Consider the following 17,850-nt stretch of genomic DNA (forward strand, 5'->3'; position numbering starts at 1 on the left):
TTGAATAGGAAATGTGCCTTATTAAGTAACCGGGCCATATTGTGGAGGAAAGTACTTAAAGGAACAGAAGGTTTGTTATAATGAAATGAAATTCTAGTTGATAGAGTAGGAGATAAAATGTATAAAAAAATAAAAGCGTGGGCGAAAAATTTAAAACGACAGATATTTGTGCTTTACTTTGCTTACAAAGATAAAAGAGTACCTTTGTCTGCTAAAATTTTTACGGCTTGTATTGTAGCATACGCGTTTAGTCCAATAGATTTAATACCTGATTTTATACCAATACTTGGCTATTTAGATGATATTATTGTTGTTCCATTAGGAGTTATGATTTCATTAAAAATGATTCCAAAAGATGTAATCTCTGACTGTGAAGTAAAGGCAGAGGAAATGATGAAATTGGGTAAGCCGAAGAATTGGATAGTCGGCTCGCTAATATTAATACTTTGGGTTGTAATCTTTATAATGGCTTTTATGAAAATTTATGATCTTTTCAATTAAAAAAGGACTTACTTTAAAATCTACCTTCAACAATCTGGCATTTTTCTTTAATAAGAAAAGTGCTTTATTCAATTATAGGGCCATATCTGGAAGGAGCGAATTAACGCCGGTAGAATTCATTCCAAAGGAGAAGGGGGCTTATGTCTCGTTTACAGCGTGTTATGCCTTGCAGAAAGGAGAATACAACTATCTATGAAAATATATCCATTTTCTTCTTTTTCCATATTATTTTCCCTCCAAAGCGTAGTATAATAGATTAATTAATGCGAACAAATGTTCAATAATTGCAGTATGCACGAATTCGTTTATGCAATGCAGACCGGTCTAAATTATCCAAAGAAAATTATAATGAATTGCTTTCCCAAAAAAATGGAGGACAACTATGATAGCCTTTTTTCAAAGTTTGACACTGTCTACAAGATTACTTGTGCTAATTTCTGTCTTCTTTTTTACCGCCCTGAATCTGCAGGTCGATTTTTTTACGACGCTCTATGAGCCATTTCGCGCCAACCATGTAGCGATTCACAGCATTCTTGAGGTGGCTAGCATTTTTGTGGCGCTCGCCATTGCGCTTCATGGCTGGATTTCCTTTAGGGAAACGATGTCGGCAAACTGGCTGCTGTTTTCGGCGATGTTTGTGGCGGTGGCGGTGCTGGATGCACTGCATACGGTCACTTTTGAAGGGATGCCGTATTTTATTATTGACAGCAATTCGTTGGTGGCTGCTTGGTTCTGGATTGCTGCACGCTTGACTGAGAGCATCATTTTCTTGGTGGTCGTACTTTTTCCATTAAAAAGCAGAGTGAAGCTATTTGTTCGAAATTACGTTTATCTGCTTGCGCTATTGTATGCAGCGTCTATGGCCTTCATCATTTTTAAATATCATGCGGACCTGCCGCTTCTTATCGGGGAAAGGGGTCCGACGTCATTGAAGAACGGCTTTGAATATGTGACGATGATTATTCATGCGGCGGTGCTGATAAAAGTGATGTCGAGCAAATTTGACATGAATTTCAGGGATTTTTCCTTTGCTTCGTTTTACTTGATCCTGTCTTCATGGCTTTTTACTTCCTATGAGGCTGTAACAGAATATCGGAATATGGCCGGGCATGTTTTTAAAGTACTGGGCTATTACTATTTGCTGAAGCATATATATCACCGTGAAATTGAAAAGCCTTATACAGAATTGCATAATTTGAGTGCAAGGCATAAACTTTTATTGAATTCGGTGGCTGAGGGAATTTATGGCATAGACAAGGAAGGCAAGGTGACATTCATCAACGACTCCGCTATAAAGATGTTGGGCTACAGGCAGGAGGAAATTGTGGGCTTGGATTTGCATGATCTCATTCACTGTACCTCCGAAGGCCAATGTTTATCGAAAACTGCTTGCCTTGCATGGCAAACGTCCTATGACGGAAAGTCGCGCATCTCAAAGGACCAATTTTTCCAGCATAGGGATGGACATGTGTTCCCTGTATCGATGAAAACGGAGCCGATGCTTGAAAATGGAGAGCAGAGGGGGACGGTCATCACTTTTTACGATCTTTCTCGGGAATTGGCTTTTGATGCATTGCAGCGGGAGAAAAAGGAAATAGATCTGGAACTGCAGCTGGCCGTTAAACTCCAGGAATCGCTCAGTATGCAGCAACGTAAATGGAAGCTGCTCGAAGATGTTGGTGCGGTGAGCGTTCCTTATCGTGCACTGAATGGCGATTTTTACAGCATCGTGCCGCAGGGGGATTTGCTGATGATGGCTATTGCCGATATTTCAGGTAAAGGTGTTCCCGCAGCTATACAAAAATCGATGATGGTCTATGCGCTGGAGGATTTCAATAGCCGCTATGAGGAGCCGCATGATGTGCTGACCAGTATGAACAGCTTTGTACATGACTATACGAGCGACTATTCCTTTGTCACATTGACGATGGCGAACTACAATAAGGCAACCCGACTTTTTTCCTATTCTACCGGTGGGCATGAGCCGATTATATGGTACAAGGCTGGCATCGATGAATTTATTAACTTGCACACGAGAAACCCTGCGCTTGGAATCATGGCGGACAGCATCTATACCACACACAGTGTGGAACTTGAGCCAAATGACCTCATTATCCTTTATACAGACGGGGTGACCGAGTGCAAGGAAGACGATGCATCCGATGGGATCGACTTGCTGCATAGAGCAGTAATGAAAGCCGACCTTTCGCTGCCAGGGGAATTGCTCGCCAAGCAAGTGTTAGAGAGGGTAAACGAACTGAGGCCATCGGATATTCATGATGACCAAACCATTCTTATATTGAAGGCTTGACCAGGTGCTGTTGCGTACCTGGTTTTTTGCTTTATTGGAATAATAGTGCATCGTAAAAGCGGATAAGGCTTGATTCATCGGTGGAGGAATGGCCACGATATTTGAAGAATCGGAGCTGATTTAAGAACTACGAGGGGGTATTCATATCGAAATTCAATCGACTTAGATTTATACGATATCTGTCCGGATTTATAATTCGGGCTTACCTTTTTATTGTTAATAATATTATAGACTGAAGCTTTTGCATTAATTAAATGAAGTTACCCCGCTAATATCTCATTCGAATGAGTGTTGTAATCCAGAAATGTTTATAGGTTCTCAAAACCTAGTAGACTCGTATAGAAACCTCTCATTTATGTTGAATTTTCAAAATTTATTTACAAAGATAGATTTTATGTGTTAACCTAATTTTGTGTTTGGTTAACGTAAAAGAGAGGTAGTAATGCTGCTAAATTTTTGGATTGTCGGTACAGATACCGATTAGCAACGGTAGAAGCACCGACAAAAAACCATTTTATCGGCGCAAATATTGTGGGATTATTTCTGATTTATGCAGTTGCTGTACCGTACTTGTATGTGTCATTAAATTTTTGGCTAGATGTAAAAGCCAGCTGGTCACATATTTTGGTAGTAGGTTTCTTAAATAGTATTGTAGCGGATTTTTGCTTATCACTACTTGCTGCTCTATTAGCACAGCGACTGTACCCGGTATTCCAAACTGCACGAACATTAAAAATTGTCAGAGTAGAAAAGGAGCATATTTAATGAATTGGTTACAATTGGCGCAAGAGGTTATTGGAGGTAAAATACTTAATAATGAAGAGGCACTAGCAATTTTAAATAGTGAGGATGATGAGCTATTAAAATTGATGGATGGGGCTTTCGCTATCCGCAAGCATTATTACGGTAAAAAAGTAAAGCTGAATATGATTATGAATGCGAAGAGTGGCTATTGTCCTGAGGATTGTGGCTATTGCTCACAGTCTTCAAAATCAACGGCACCGATTGAAAAATATCCTTTTATTACAAAGGATGAGATTCTAGAAGGGGCAAAGCGTGCATTTGAAAACAAGATTGGTACATATTGTATCGTAGCAAGTGGACGTGGCCCAACACGGAAAGATGTGAATACAGTAAGTGAAGCGGTGACAGAAATAAAAGAAAAATATGGTTTAAAGGTATGTGCATGTTTAGGAATATTAAAGGAAGAGCAGGCGCAGCAATTAAAAGAGGCAGGTGTCGACCGTTATAATCATAATTTAAATACATCCGAGCGCCACCATTCGTACATTACAACATCACATAAGTATGAAGATCGTGTAAATACTGTGGAAATTGCTAAAAAGCATGGTATTTCACCTTGCTCTGGAGCGATTATTGGTATGAAGGAAACAAAAGAGGATGTAGTGGATATTGCAAGAGCGCTAAACAAATTAGATGCAGATTCCATTCCGGTCAATTTCCTGAATGCAATTGATGGTACAAAGTTAGAAGGTACGAAGGAGTTAAATCCTCGCTATTGCCTAAAAGTATTAGCGCTATTTCGCTATATGAATCCTACGAAGGAAATTCGTATTTCAGGTGGTCGTGAGGTGAATCTTGGTTCACTTCAACCACTGGGCATGTATGCAGCCAACAGTATTTTTGTTGGTGACTATTTAACGACAGAAGGGCAAGAAGCAAATAGAGATTATCGTATGTTAGAGGATTTAGGCTTTGAAATTGAGCTATCCAAAAAGCAGGAAGAGGTATTTTGTTCCTGACTTGAACTAGAACCGATTTTTGCTCTAAGAAAATGAATTATGAAAAGCGCAGTGTCTGATCCTTGATTTTGTTCATAGCTAAAAGTTCTTTAGAACCCCCCGCATAGCAGGGGGGTTTTCATTTCCATAATAAAAAATCGGTAAACGCTGCTACAACAACGTTTACCGATTTTTCTTATGCCCCCCAACTTTCATTTAGGAACATTATTTAAATTTATATTGCAAAATGTATTTAATGAAAATAGAAACCCTTTAATAATAGCGCCTGCTTGCTGAAAAAAGTCTTTATGCAGTATAGTGAGAAGTATCACATTTAAATATAATCTCATTTGTTACACTGTCTATTTTAAGCAAAGTTAAACTTGTTGGAGGAATAGGTGAAGAAGACCATAAATTTTCAAGCGTATTGTTTTCAAAGAAGTCTAACAGTAATTTCAGGGCAATAGAATGAGAAACTACACAAATGGTTTCGTTAGGATGTTGTTTAACTATGTAGTTTATTGTTTTAACCATTCTTTCTTGCACTTTACTAAAGCATTCTACTGTATTGCTTGAAAAAATATGGGGAGTTTCCCAAAAAGCACTCCATTCTTTCGGGCTTTCCCTTTCGTTTTCATCAAATGTTTTTCCTTCCCAATTTCCAAAAGAAAGTTCTCTTAAAGTATCAGTTTGAATTACTTGCAAAGGTCTTTTCCCTTTAATTATTTCAGCAGTTTTCACTGCCCTATCACTCGTACTTGAATAAATAGCGTCAAATGGTACTTCAGACAGGCTTTGAGCTAATTGTTTTGCCTGTTTTATCCCCTTATCTGTTAAAGATGAGTCCTTCCAGCCTTGCATGAGTTTTTTTGTATTCCACACGGTTTCTCCGTGTCTTGTTAAATATACGAGTGTACTCATTTTTTCCTCCGTTTACTTATTTTGCTCCACAATCTTGCACGATTTTAGAATAATGAAAATGCAGCCAAAGCGATGTTTGGAAATGATTTTGTTACACTAAAGCATCCGTTAGGGTATATTTAGATAGAAATTCCTCCACTATACCATCCTTTAATAAACTCTTCTAATGAAGATGCAATAATTTTCTGACTACCATCTTCATGATTCCAAACATAAATGTCCTCATTTTGAACTTTCCCATCCACTATTAAATAACCAAATAAATCGCCATTACCTGCATCAACAAAGAATAATAAGTTATCTGGCTTCTTATAGTTTTCATATTCTTCAATATCCCAAACAGATAAATTTTCTCTTACCATTTGATCCGTTGACCAAATATAAGAGTAGTATTCGCCATCTACTCCATTTGTCTCCTTGTATAATTCAGTCAATTTCTTTGGTAATTCAGTGTTTAATTCTTTTATTATCGAAATTATCTCTTTTTCTGTTGCAGGTGCTTTAAACTGAGTGTCTTTTATAATACTGCTCAAATAATTCTTCCACATAACTTAACCTCCATGTTAAAAATCATCTACCCTTTAGCGTTATTCTAGTTTAATTAAGCTGCTTCATTAGTTAAAGTATAACCTTTCCAAAGAGTCGTTTGGTAACATTAATTACAGTCCATTTCCGTTCCCAATATCGTATTTGGGAACTTCTTTGTATGTAAGGTAGGAAACCACACGAATATGACGATCCCTTATTCCATGATCGGGCGCTTTTCTTGGATAAGAATTCAAAGGACTTATTGTAAATTATTAAAAGGCTTTTGGATTAATTTGGATGAACCTCATTGCTAACGAAATCATTCTACAAGATGACCATAACGAACCTGTATTATCGTCTGGAAGATATTATCCTGATGAAGCAAAGGTTCCTGGTGTCGAAAGTGATGTTTTAGATGAAGGACATGTCATTGCTGATTCACTTGGAGGGGTATCGAATGCTTATAATATTACCCCACAAAATAGTACGCTTAACCGACACGGTAATCAGGCTTATATGGAAGACAATACCGTAAAGCCGGTGGAGCAACTAATTTTGAAGCAATTATCACATATCCGAATACAGACACACAGATTCCTTCAAATTATCAGTATACCTACACTTTAAATGGCAACGTAATCATTGATAATTTTGATAATGTGAACCCTGATGAAGTAAACGCATCACTAGGTTTAACAGGCAGTGCACCATCCAATTCAACTAGTTCAATTCAAACACGAACAATGATATTTCAAGTGTTGATACAAACGAACGGACAGGTATCAATTAAAGAAGCAAAAGCAGCCGGTTTCAAAATGCCAATAACAAGTGATCATTGGTTATATCCTTATATGGATGATCGAGATAATGATGGTATGGTGGGGGAATAAAATTCTAGAACTTTTAAGCAGAATCAGAGGCTATAGAGAAAGAAAAGTAGAACAAGATTTCAATAAAAATACATGGAGGAAAGGCAGCTTATTGTTCCTAAAGGAATGATGGCTGCTTCTTTTTATTAGCAAAGATAACAATTGAATCATACATTTACCTAATTTAATTAATTGTTATCAGTAAATAAAAAAAGAGCTATCCTAATAAAAGGATACCTCTCTTTTTTTATAGTTACATCATTAAAATTAAAGTTTTACGATGTTTGTAGCTTGTGGGCCACGTTGACCGTCTTCGATTCCGAATTCAACTTTTTGACCTTCGTCTAAAGATTTGAAACCGTCGCCTTGGATTGCTGAGAAGTGAGCGAATACATCGTTTCCGCCTTGTACTTCGATAAATCCAAAACCTTTTTCTGCGTTAAACCATTTTACTGTACCTTGTGTCATTTAAATGACCTCCATTTAATTAAATTTAATAAGATCACAATTCCTCAAAAAGAAAAAAATTCACATATTACAAAAAGTACTAAATAAAACACGAATACATTTTGTAATAGGTGAATTTATTGTTGTTTCTTATTATATACAGTATATAACAAAAAATTACATTTGTCTAACCCGGCAAAAACATGAAATACTGTTAAATCATGTTTCTCGATTTTTCTTATGAGTAATATCTACAAAATCCAGTAACAGTAAAAGTTGTGGATTGATTATGGAAAGCCGTTTTATAAAGGGTAACTTGATATGGTCCCGTCTTCTTATACGCGATTTTACGTCCTATCTTATACAATATGAATCCTGTTATATATGTTAATAGTATTAAAAAAAGGAAACAAATTTTTAAAAAGAGAAATATGACTATTACAGTTGCCCTGTCTTATTTACTATGAATGAATACTATATTCATGTAGTTAAAATAAAATAAGGAGTGAGTTTTATGAGTGATAACGAAAAGACTAACAGCACTAACCAAGATTTTGACCCAGCTTGTTCCAATCTGTCATCAACAGAACTAATCCCATTAAACACTACACTTTCACAAAGTGTTACCCGAACCATTAAAACACCAGTTGTATTAGCAGAACCAACCTTGCAAATTGTTGTAGAAGCTAATATTCCGCTTTCTCCAGCAGCAACAGAAATAAAGCGTGTGAAAAAAAATGTATTTCTAGATCAGATAAAACTTGTTCCCGTTGCATTTGAACCTATTGACGGATCTGACTTATTCAACGTTACAAGAGCTAAATTATTTGTATCAGGGCATATCCGCAAAAATATTGAATATGCTACGGGTTTATGTAATGCACCACTTCAAGATCGAATTGCCGATGTTCCATTTAGTGGTTTTTCAGATATTACAACTTTCCTTGACTTCCCAATAATAGGTATTTCTGAAACCACCGAGGCTAATTTCCTTAATGATCAAACCAACTTAGATGCTCGCTTGGATAAATATTTCTTTCAAAATCTTGTCAAATACAATGAACAGCCATTCGGTGAGTTAGTAGCCGCAAACTTCTTTGAACTTGATTTTGCCACAACGCCACCGACAACTGCTGAGGGAACTTTTAGCACGTTGACCGAAAAACTGGTTATGAATCTTACTGTAAAAGTATTACAAACTCAACAAATAGGTATCACTGGAGCCACTGGTCCAACCGGCCCAGCCGGAGCTACAGGAGCAACAGGACCAGCCGGAGCAACGGGACCAGCCGGAGCAACGGGACCAGCTGGAGCTACAGGAGCAGCCGGAGCAACAGGACCAGCTGGAGCTACAGGAGCAACGGGAGCAACAGGACCAGCCGGAGCTACAGGAGATACAGGAGCAACGGGAGATACAGGAGCAACGGGACCAGCCGGAGCAACAGGACCAGCCGGAGCTACAGGTGCAACAGGAGCAACGGGAGCAACAGGTGACACTGGTGCAACAGGTGCAACGGGAGCAACAGGTGACACTGGTGCAACAGGAGCAACAGGTGCAACCGGAGCAACGGGAGCAACAGGTGACACTGGTGCAACAGGTGCAACCGGAGCAACGGGAGCAACAGGTGACACTGGTGCAACAGGAGCAACGGGAGCAACAGGTGACACTGGTGCAACAGGTGCAACGGGAGCAACAGGTCCAACCGGCCCAACGGGAGCAACAGGTGACACTGGTGCAACAGGTGCAACGGGAGCAACGGGAGCAACAGGTGACACTGGTGCAACAGGTGCAACAGGTGCAACAGGAGCAACAGGTGACACTGGTGCAACAGGTGCAACGGGAGTAACGGGTGACACTGGTGCAACAGGAGCAACCGGAGCAACAGGTGACACTGGTGCAACAGGTGCAACCGGAGCAACGGGAGCAACAGGTGACACTGGTGCAACAGGTGCAACAGGAGCAACGGGAGCAACAGGTGACACTGGTGCAACAGGTGCAACGGGAGCAACAGGTGCAACAGGTGCAACAGGAGCAACGGGAGCAACAGGTGACACTGGTGCAACAGGAGCAACGGGAGCAACAGGTGACACTGGAGCAACAGGAGCAACGGGAGCAACAGGTGACACTGGTGCAACAGGAGCAACGGGAGCAACAGGTGACACTGGTGCAACAGGTGCAACGGGAGCAACGGGAGCAACAGGTGACACTGGAGCAACAGGTGACACTGGAGCAACAGGAGCAACAGGAGCAACGGGAGCAACAGGTGACACTGGAGCAACAGGAGCAACAGGAGCAACGGGAGCAACAGGTGACACTGGAGCAACAGGAGCAACAGGAGCAACGGGAGCAACAGGTGACACTGGAGCAACAGGAGCAACGGGAGCAACCGGCCCAACCGGCCCAACCGGAGCAACAGGTGACACTGGTGCAACAGGTGCAACAGGTGCAACGGGAGCAACAGGTGACACTGGTGCAACAGGTGCAACGGGAGCAACGGGTGACACTGGTGCAACAGGAGCAACGGGAGCAACAGGTGACACTGGTGCAACAGGTGCAACAGGAGCAATGGGAGCAACAGGTGACACTGGTGCAACAGGTGCAACAGGAGCAACGGGAGCAACAGGTGACACTGGTGCAACAGGAGCAACAGGAGCAACGGGAGCAACAGGTGACACTGGTGCAACAGGAGCAACGGGAGCAACAGGTGACACTGGTGCAACAGGTGCAACGGGAGCAACAGGTGACACTGGTGCAACAGGAGCAACAGGAGCAACGGGAGCAACAGGTGACACTGGTGCAACAGGAGCAACAGGAGCAACGGGAGCAACGGGTGACACTGGTGCAACAGGTGCAACAGGAGCAACGGGAGCAACAGGTGACACTGGTGCAACAGGTGCAACAGGAGCAACGGGAGCAACAGGTGACACTGGTGCAACAGGAGCAACAGGAGCAACGGGAGCAACAGGTGACACTGGTGCAACAGGAGCAACAGGAGCAACGGGAGCAACAGGTGACACTGGTGCAACAGGAGCAACGGGAGCAACAGGTGACACTGGTGCAACAGGAGCAACAGGAGCAACAGGAGCAACAGGAGCAACAGGAGCAACAGGAGCAACAGGAGCAACAGGTGACACTGGAGCAACAGGAGCAACAGGAACAGGGTTAGCCGAATACGGGTATATTTACAACCTAGGTGCTCAAGTAGTGCCTATAGAGGCTGATGTCATTTTTGATTCGAATGGAGTAATTACACCTGGAATTATGCATGCACCAGGAACCTCTCAAATATTAGTTACCACACAGGGAGACTACGAGGTTACTTTCTCCGTGTCGGGTGTAGAACCCAACCAATTTGCACTATTTTTAAATGGTGCGCAGGTTGCGGGAACAGTCTACGGGTCGGGTGCCGGCACACAGCAAAACAACGGTCAGGTAATACTGACTCTTGCAGCAGGCGATGTTCTTACCCTTAGAAATCATAGTTCTGCAGCAGCAGTTACCCTCCAAACTTTGGCAGGAGGCACACAAACTAACGTAAACGCTTCTATCGTTATTAAAAAATTGGATTAGTCACAAATTACAAAATTATCCATCTTCAACTTGATGTTATAGCGCTGATGTTTTTTAATCACTGAACAGTGCCTATGCCTTATTTGGCACTGTTCAGTATATCCAAATTACTTTAAGGGAGTTTATAAAATGAAAATTTCATCAAAAGTTGTAGGTGATAAATTATGCACACAGTCACTCTTTGTATGATTGTGAAAAACGAGGAAGAAGTATTATATCAATGCTTAAATAGCGTAAAGGAAATATGTGATGAAATGATTATTGTCGATACAGGATCGACAGATAAGACAAAGGAAATAGCTAGGCAATTCACTGAAAAGGTTATCGACTTTAAATGGATTGATGATTTCTCAGCTGCCAGAAACTTTACATTTGGTCATGCCACAATGGATTATATCTTATGGTTAGATGCTGATGATATTTTACTTATAGAGGATCTGAAGAAATTCAAAATTTTAAAAACCAATCTTGATTCTGCATTTGATGCTTATTCAATGATTTACAATATCGCTTTTGATGAATATGGCAACCCAACCTTTAGTTATAGAAGAAACCGTTTAGTTAAAAGAGTGAAGAACTTTAAATGGGTTGGACCCGTCCATGAATATTTAGATGTTCATGGTACTATTTTCCCTACTGATATAGCAATAACTCATCGTAAAACCGATAAAAAGAACCAATCTATTCAAAGTGATCGAAATCTTAAAATATATGAAAAACGTCTGGAAAAGGGAGAAGAATTTACACCAAGGGATTTATTTTACTATGCGAATGAATTAAAAGACCACGCTCAGTTTCTAAAGTCGATAAGTTTTTACGAAAAGTTTTTAGCTACTAAAAAGGGATGGATTGAAGATGAAATCCGCGCTTGTATAAACATGGCGATGTGTTACAGAAATCTTGGCAATGCTGAAAAAGAAAAAGAATCACTGGTTATGTCGTTTATTTATGATTTACCACGACCAGAGGTTACTTGTCGACTAGGGGACCTTTATACAAATAAGAGGAATTTTAAAAAGGCCATAACATGGTACCGTTTAGCTCTTGAAATTGAGGAAGATGATCATCAAGGATTTAGGCAAATCGCATACTCTACTTGGTACCCACATCTTCAGCTATGTTATTGTTTTTGGGAAATAGGAGATGTCGAACTATCTTTAAAACATCATGAAAAAGCTAAAATATATAGACCGAACGACTCTAATGTGAAAAAAAACGAAGAGTTTTTCAGAACCTATTTTAAAAATAGAAGTGAATAATCTTCTAAGTGCTTTAAATGACCGGAAATTATCACTTCCTAATCCGGATGTTATGTCAACACTTAATACGCTTTTAAAAGAGTGAACCTTTGCCTTATCAAGTAACTTGATAAGGCTGTTATTTTATATAATCAATTCTTATTAAACTAAACTGCCCCGTTAGTTTAAGTGTAACCCTTCATAATCTCGATTGCATTATATGTAAATATCATTTTGCTTTATTCAACAATATGGGCCCATTGTTGAACCTAACGGTGAAGTACAAGAAATTAAAGCAGGAGAAGATATTCCAACTGACATATTGGATGCCTTATGGCAGGATCATAAGCTAAATGCGATGGACAACCCTTATGGAACGTGTCACGCTCGGTTGAACGGAAACTACCCTCATATGGAAGCACCTCCTTGCCTAACTTGTGGTTCTATCTCACTTTGATCTTGAAAATAACATAGCGCTTGTTCAAAACGAATTGTCTATTTTATCGGAAGAAATAAATATTTATGCGTCGAACAAAGATTGCGCTGTACGTACGAAGGGAGACAAAATCGACATTTTTGGCAATGTATATTTAATTTCCCCCTCAAAGATTCAGAAAATGGATGAAACACTCTAGTTATGATGAGTGGAAATGGCGCATCTAGAATTTTATGATTAAATGTACCTTCTGTAACAAGAATAAGCACTTGTTTTCATTAACCGCTTAGTTTGAGGAGCAACAAAAATTTGTTGTTAACCTATAATTGGGAAGGTGGAATAGCGTTACTACTTCAAATCATAAGAGGTAAATTCAACTCTATAAGCGAAATGTCTATATAAACATATCTTATGGAGGTAGTGTATTTTGAAAAAGGCAATTTACAAGAGAATTCATATTATTGGATCAGTGGGAAGTGGTAAAACAACTTTAGCAAAAGAAATATCTTCATGGTTAGATATACCGTATTACGAATTAGACAATGTTGTTTGGATAAGGCATAAGTCCGGAGATAAAAGAAGAACTGAACAAGAAAGGGAAGAGTATCTAAAAAGTATATTACAATCAGACAATTGGATAATTGAAGGAATACACAATGAAGATTGGGTAAGCGATTGTTTTAATAGTGCAGATTTAATTTTATTTTTAGATACAAAATATTCAATCAGAACTTACCGAATTATAAAGAGGTTTCTTAAACAAAAACTTCGAATAGAGAAAGCAAATTACAAACCAACATTAGATATATTTTTTAAAATGTTTAAATGGAATCGATATTTTGAAGAAGTTGGTAAAATTAATTTTTTTAATAATTATGGTGTATATAAAGATAAAATAAAAGTTATTAATAATGCAAAATATATTAAGAAATACTTCAAGCGCCATAGTTAAAAATAATGAAGATTTATATGAATTACTGGATTCATTGTTAAGAGAGCCAACAGAATTTTGGGATACATTTTACAAAGGTAAAGAAAGAAACGTCCCATACATTTGTGATAGGCCAGATGAACATTTAAAAGCCACGTAGCTTACTTGAAATTGGCTGTGGTAATGGCGAAATGCGATTGCCTAGCCCGAAAAGGTTTTAATGTAACCTCTGTAGATTTATCACAACAAACAATTGATTGGGCAAAAGAGCAAGCTGATGTCCAAAATGCATTAGGAATACAAGAGCGATAGCTTTAATTACTAATATCGTCTATCCCATAATTTTTATTATAATTTTTGTTTATAGTTACAGCTTGTAAAAATTTAACCCACCTTTATCCATTTTCCTTAAAATAAATTTTTATTGTATCGGAATCTGTTATCCAGTTACCGACTTTATTAATAATTATTTCTTTATCTGCATAAGGGGAGTTACTTTCAACTAATAAACTCTCTTCAAAATAGATCCAATAAATTTAAAAAAATAATATAACCAAGAAACCAAAACCCAATACTTTAAGTGTCTGTTTTTTACAGCTCTAATTTCTTCTTGAGTTGACTTCTCATAATTTGGTTATTCATTTAGAACCCCCTTACTTATAAATGTTACCATAAAAATTAATTTGTTTTACAGTTTATCCCTTCATTAAGTGCTATATTTAAAAATAACTTGCTTCTAGTGAAGGGTACTTTAGACAAAGTACAATTGTAATTAATAGGAGGCTGAGATTATTTCAAGTTGTTCAACAAAATGGCGTGATTCTTGAAAAGGAATTTCGCTTTCTTCAGTTAAACAGGCAGATTGTTGAATAAGGTTTTTGGAGAAATTAGGAGAATTCAAATTTTAAATACTCGAAATGTTAGTTTATTATTAGTTCAAATTAAAGTGCCGGAGTCTTATTGGTAATAATTCGTATGCGATATGACTAATGGGATATTGTTTGAAGGTTCTATATATTGCGGAAGGAATGATTATTAATGAGTTATAAAGCAGTAATATTTGATTTAGATGATACCCTTCTTAGTAGGGATAATGCTATAAATAACATGTTTCTTATCATTTTAGAAAAGTGTTATGAAGATGTAAAGAATTCTGAAAGAAATCAAATGTTACAAAAATTCAAAGAGTATGATCGAAGAGACTATGGTAAAAGTAATAAAACAAGAGTCTTTGAATCTTTTTTTTATGAATTTCCACCACAATTTAGATTGCCAAGTAATTATATTCAAGATTTTTGGAATTATAATTTCCCGAAGTGCTTTTCAATAAATCAAAGCACTATAAATATGGTAAATACTATTAAGCAACGAGCTAAAGTAGCAATTATAACAAACGGAACAACTCAGAGGCAGAGAGCTAAAATAAATAACACTAAACTAAATAGTTATTTTGAAACAGTAATCATTTCAGAAGAAGTGGGATTTAGCAAACCAGATAAACAAATTTTTGAATTAGCATTAAATAGTCTTAATTTGCAGCCTAAAGAAGTATTATTTGTTGGAGATGACTTAGAAAAGGATATTAGGGGATGTCAAAGTGCTAATATAAAGGGTATTTGGTACAATCCGTTAATGGAAAAAAATCGGACAACTATAAAACCATTTGCAGAAATCAATTCAATTGATAGTTTATTAAGTTATTTCACTTCAGAATCTGATTAGCTAATAGAAGCATCCGAACACTATATAAATCTTGATTCTTTGGATGTAGATAATTACATCTAATAAACTAATTTAGATTTAGTTAAGCAGGTGTATCTAAATAGTGGAAAGTAAGGGGAATTGCTTTCATACTTAAGTCATATTAATCGTAAAATAAAAAAGCTGCTTAGTGCTGGAACACTAAACAGTCAGTAGCAAATAAGGCGATTGACGGAACTAGTAAATCACCCTAGCGTGTAAGGTATAGAGGGTGGTTTACTTTCTTTGGAAAAGTAAATGATAATGCAAGAATCGTTACAATAAGTGTAGCGAAATTAACATGAGCGTTATAGACTCATAAACGGTAATGGGATAATCTTCTTCACCTCCGTTTGAAACGAAGTTTTGGAATAAAAGATGACCAATCTCCCTTAATACTAGACCTACTACATATGGTAATTATCCCATTATTTTCATTTAATAAAAAAGCGAACACTAATTCTCTTGTGCTTTAATAATGAAATTAGTGTTTTTTAATTTGTTATGATACTTTCTGCAATCTCTGGAAAATCAATAAATGGGTTCCGATTGCCTTGAAGTTCTTGGATAGCTTGGTTACGATGCTTTTCATAGATGGATACTGGAAAAGAGTGATGCCATTTTAACAATAAAGAGACATTCTCTAGTTCTTTTTTTATGGTGTTTGGATAGCGAATTAGGAAATAAAGTGTTGCTCTAGCAACGATTCCTTTGCCGTATTCGGGTTCGAATTTACTTTCTTCAGTTTTGCCGCAGCCATCTTTGATTCCTAAAATTAATCCTTCAGGGTTATAATTGTGGAAATCATAGTAGGGGTAATTGCTACGACTGCTATTGCAGGTGGGTTCGCAGGCGAATAGATGATGCAAGTCTCCTCTCATCGGTCCTTTTTTATCGAACCATGATTGAGGCACTACATGTTCACAGTTAAATAGATTATCCGAGAAGTTGCTGATTAACCCTTTTGCCTGCATTTCATGGAGCCGAATGTCCTCCTCTATGACAGAAAGTGGATCCATCCTATTTCCAGAATAAAGGCTTTTTAATAAACCGTTTTCCTGCAAATCAACCCAAGGGTACACATAACGGTGTGGGCTGTAGTTTAACCGATTTGTATGTGTTCTTTCAAGCAGTGTGTGAAGGCTATCTAAAAGATTGGCGTCTGTGAATGAAATGCTCTGATAGTATTGATATCTGACTTCCTCATCTTTCTTTTCGTCATAATAAGGGTCGATTTTCCTTATTAAAAAGTCTGACTTGGCCGTTTCCCATTCACAGTATAGCAAATTTAGTTTTTTCATTATATTTTCAACGCCTTTGCAGATAATTCATGGTTGAACACCTCCGATAAGTATTTCTCTGTTGTTAAGTACAGCAATCCGTTGCCTTCGAGTTTTGGCGAGTTTCCTAAAGGAATGGTTCTCTTTATTAATTGTGCATACAGCTCAGTCTCTGTCAGATTTCGTTCAAAGTTTCTGTTGGCATTCACTTTTATGAGTGCAAGTGCACCGGATACATGCGGTGTTGCCATCGAAGTTCCGCTTAGTTTTGCATAAGTTCCGTTTAAATACGTTGAAAGGATTCCTTCACCAGGGGCTACTAAGTCGACTTCATTATTCGAATTTGAAAATTCAGAAGAACTGCGTTGCAGGTTAATGGATCCGACGCTGATGACTTCATTGTAGCAGGCGGGAAAGGCAAATTCATTTGAAGAACCCTGTCCATCTCCCTCATTACCAGCGGCACAAACTACTAGAATTTGATTAGTGATTGCATTTTGAATAGCCTGGTGTAACTCAGGTACATCGACAGAACCTCCGAGGCTCATGGAGATGATATCCACCTTTTGTTCAACTGCATAGTTAATACCATTTATGATCCAGTCGTATTGCCCTGATCCACTTTTATCAAGCACTTTTAAAATCAATAAACTTGCTTCAGGTGCAACACCAACTACTCCCGTGCCGTTATGAATTGCAGCAATTGTGCCAGCTACATGGGTTCCATGGCCACTATAATCAATGTATACATCAGGTTGTCCATCATCATCAAGAGTGAAATTCCGTCCGCCAATAATACGCTCACTCAAATCAGGGTGGGTGACGTCGCAGCCTGTGTCCAATATCGCAACAGTGATTCCCTTCCCTTTAGAGTTCCCCCAAATTTCTGGTGCTGCAATAAGTTCAATACCTTTTGGCACCACTTCGACCATTTCGACCACTTCATCCACTTGATATGGAAATAAATGTAACTTTTGTTCCATTTGTATCCCTCCTGAAAGAATTAAGTTTTAAGTGTATTCTTGGTAGTTGATAATATTCTAACAATTCTGAATAATTATTAAAAGTTACAATAGATGTGTTTTTATCTAACTATCGGAATTTTAAAAGTGAAAATAGTATTGGTATCTATTAGTCAATCACGCATGATAACAATCTTAATGATTGTGTAGGGGGTGAAAGCCCCATTTCCCATATACCTTTGAGGACTTTGCTTATAAGCAACCTTGTTTTATTATTGTTGAAGACAACAAAGTTGTTTCAATTTGTTGTAGTGCAAGACAGACCTCAAAAGCAGACGAAGCAAGTGTATATACTAATGAAGATTATCGTGGA

13 protein-coding genes and 2 pseudogenes are annotated in these 17,850 nt (G+C 38.1%); 10 read left to right on the plus strand and 5 right to left on the minus strand.

Going from position 1 to position 17,850, the window contains the following annotated elements:
• The first annotated feature begins 117 nt into the window (after positions 1-117).
• From CBM15_RS06885 to bioB, 4 genes are all read left to right on the plus strand, one after another.
• Positions 118-501 carry a YkvA family protein gene (locus tag CBM15_RS06885; RefSeq protein ID WP_087616546.1) on the plus strand — a complete coding sequence of 128 codons (384 nt, stop codon included), beginning with the start codon at positions 118-120 and terminating at the stop codon, positions 499-501.
• Positions 502-883: 382 nt separating this feature from the next.
• The gene (locus tag CBM15_RS06890; RefSeq protein ID WP_087616548.1) at positions 884-2,812 is read left to right on the plus strand and encodes an MASE3 domain-containing protein; all 1,929 of its coding nucleotides are present in this window, start codon (positions 884-886) and stop codon (positions 2,810-2,812) included.
• A 456-nt stretch (positions 2,813-3,268) separates the two neighbouring features.
• Positions 3,269-3,577 (plus strand): biotin transporter BioY, encoded by a 309-nt coding sequence (locus CBM15_RS06895; RefSeq protein WP_239534675.1) that lies wholly within the window; start codon positions 3,269-3,271, stop codon positions 3,575-3,577.
• Positions 3,577-4,575 carry a biotin synthase BioB gene (gene bioB, locus CBM15_RS06900; protein ID WP_087616551.1) on the plus strand — a complete coding sequence of 333 codons (999 nt, stop codon included), beginning with the start codon at positions 3,577-3,579 and terminating at the stop codon, positions 4,573-4,575. Before CBM15_RS06895 ends, bioB begins: the two co-directional genes overlap by 1 nt.
• Before the next feature lie 285 nt (positions 4,576-4,860).
• Here the strand turns inward: bioB and CBM15_RS06905 are convergent, their stop codons facing one another.
• Both CBM15_RS06905 and CBM15_RS06910 read right to left on the minus strand, forming a co-directional pair.
• Complete coding sequence (locus CBM15_RS06905) at positions 4,861-5,475, minus strand: histidine phosphatase family protein (protein ID WP_087616554.1); 615 nt, start codon at positions 5,473-5,475, stop codon at positions 4,861-4,863.
• Positions 5,476-5,594: 119 nt separating this feature from the next.
• Positions 5,595-6,023 (minus strand): SMI1/KNR4 family protein, encoded by a 429-nt coding sequence (locus CBM15_RS06910; RefSeq protein WP_087616556.1) that lies wholly within the window; start codon positions 6,021-6,023, stop codon positions 5,595-5,597.
• Between the two features lie 283 nt (positions 6,024-6,306).
• Here CBM15_RS06910 and CBM15_RS19680 point away from each other — a divergent pair.
• Positions 6,307-6,893 (plus strand): annotated as a pseudogene (locus CBM15_RS19680) (DNA/RNA non-specific endonuclease); the annotation flags it as partial.
• 246 nt (positions 6,894-7,139) lie between these two features.
• Here the strand turns inward: CBM15_RS19680 and CBM15_RS06920 are convergent.
• Positions 7,140-7,340 carry a cold-shock protein gene (locus CBM15_RS06920; RefSeq protein WP_087616558.1) on the minus strand — a complete coding sequence of 67 codons (201 nt, stop codon included), beginning with the start codon at positions 7,338-7,340 and terminating at the stop codon, positions 7,140-7,142.
• A gap of 493 nt (positions 7,341-7,833) precedes the next feature.
• Between CBM15_RS06920 and CBM15_RS19710 the strand changes: the two genes are divergently transcribed.
• From CBM15_RS19710 to CBM15_RS06950, 5 genes and pseudogenes are all read left to right on the plus strand, one after another.
• The gene (locus CBM15_RS19710) at positions 7,834-10,890 is read left to right on the plus strand and encodes a CsxC family protein (protein ID WP_476712819.1); all 3,057 of its coding nucleotides are present in this window, start codon (positions 7,834-7,836) and stop codon (positions 10,888-10,890) included.
• A 164-nt stretch (positions 10,891-11,054) separates the two neighbouring features.
• Positions 11,055-12,149 (plus strand): glycosyltransferase, encoded by a 1,095-nt coding sequence (locus tag CBM15_RS06930; RefSeq protein ID WP_087616560.1) that lies wholly within the window; start codon positions 11,055-11,057, stop codon positions 12,147-12,149.
• Between the two features lie 419 nt (positions 12,150-12,568).
• Positions 12,569-12,763 (plus strand): annotated as a pseudogene (locus CBM15_RS19505) (cyanophycinase); the annotation flags it as partial.
• A gap of 228 nt (positions 12,764-12,991) precedes the next feature.
• The gene (locus CBM15_RS06940; protein ID WP_087616562.1) at positions 12,992-13,516 is read left to right on the plus strand and encodes a P-loop NTPase family protein; all 525 of its coding nucleotides are present in this window, start codon (positions 12,992-12,994) and stop codon (positions 13,514-13,516) included.
• Between the two features lie 1,017 nt (positions 13,517-14,533).
• On the plus strand, positions 14,534-15,217 hold the full coding sequence (locus CBM15_RS06950) for an HAD family hydrolase (protein ID WP_087616564.1): 684 nt from the start codon (positions 14,534-14,536) through the stop codon (positions 15,215-15,217).
• A gap of 512 nt (positions 15,218-15,729) precedes the next feature.
• Here the strand turns inward: CBM15_RS06950 and CBM15_RS06955 are convergent.
• Positions 15,730-16,536 carry an endonuclease I family protein gene (locus tag CBM15_RS06955; protein ID WP_087616567.1) on the minus strand — a complete coding sequence of 269 codons (807 nt, stop codon included), beginning with the start codon at positions 16,534-16,536 and terminating at the stop codon, positions 15,730-15,732.
• Positions 16,536-17,498: a S8 family peptidase gene (locus CBM15_RS06960; RefSeq protein WP_087616570.1), complete on the minus strand. Its 963-nt coding sequence runs from the start codon at positions 17,496-17,498 to the stop codon at positions 16,536-16,538. Before CBM15_RS06960 ends, CBM15_RS06955 begins: the two co-directional genes overlap by 1 nt.
• Positions 17,499-17,850 lie beyond the last annotated feature (352 nt).

It is taken from the genome of Solibacillus kalamii, assembly GCF_002174535.1.
GTDB classification, from domain to species: Bacteria; Bacillota; Bacilli; order Bacillales_A; family Planococcaceae; genus Solibacillus; species Solibacillus silvestris.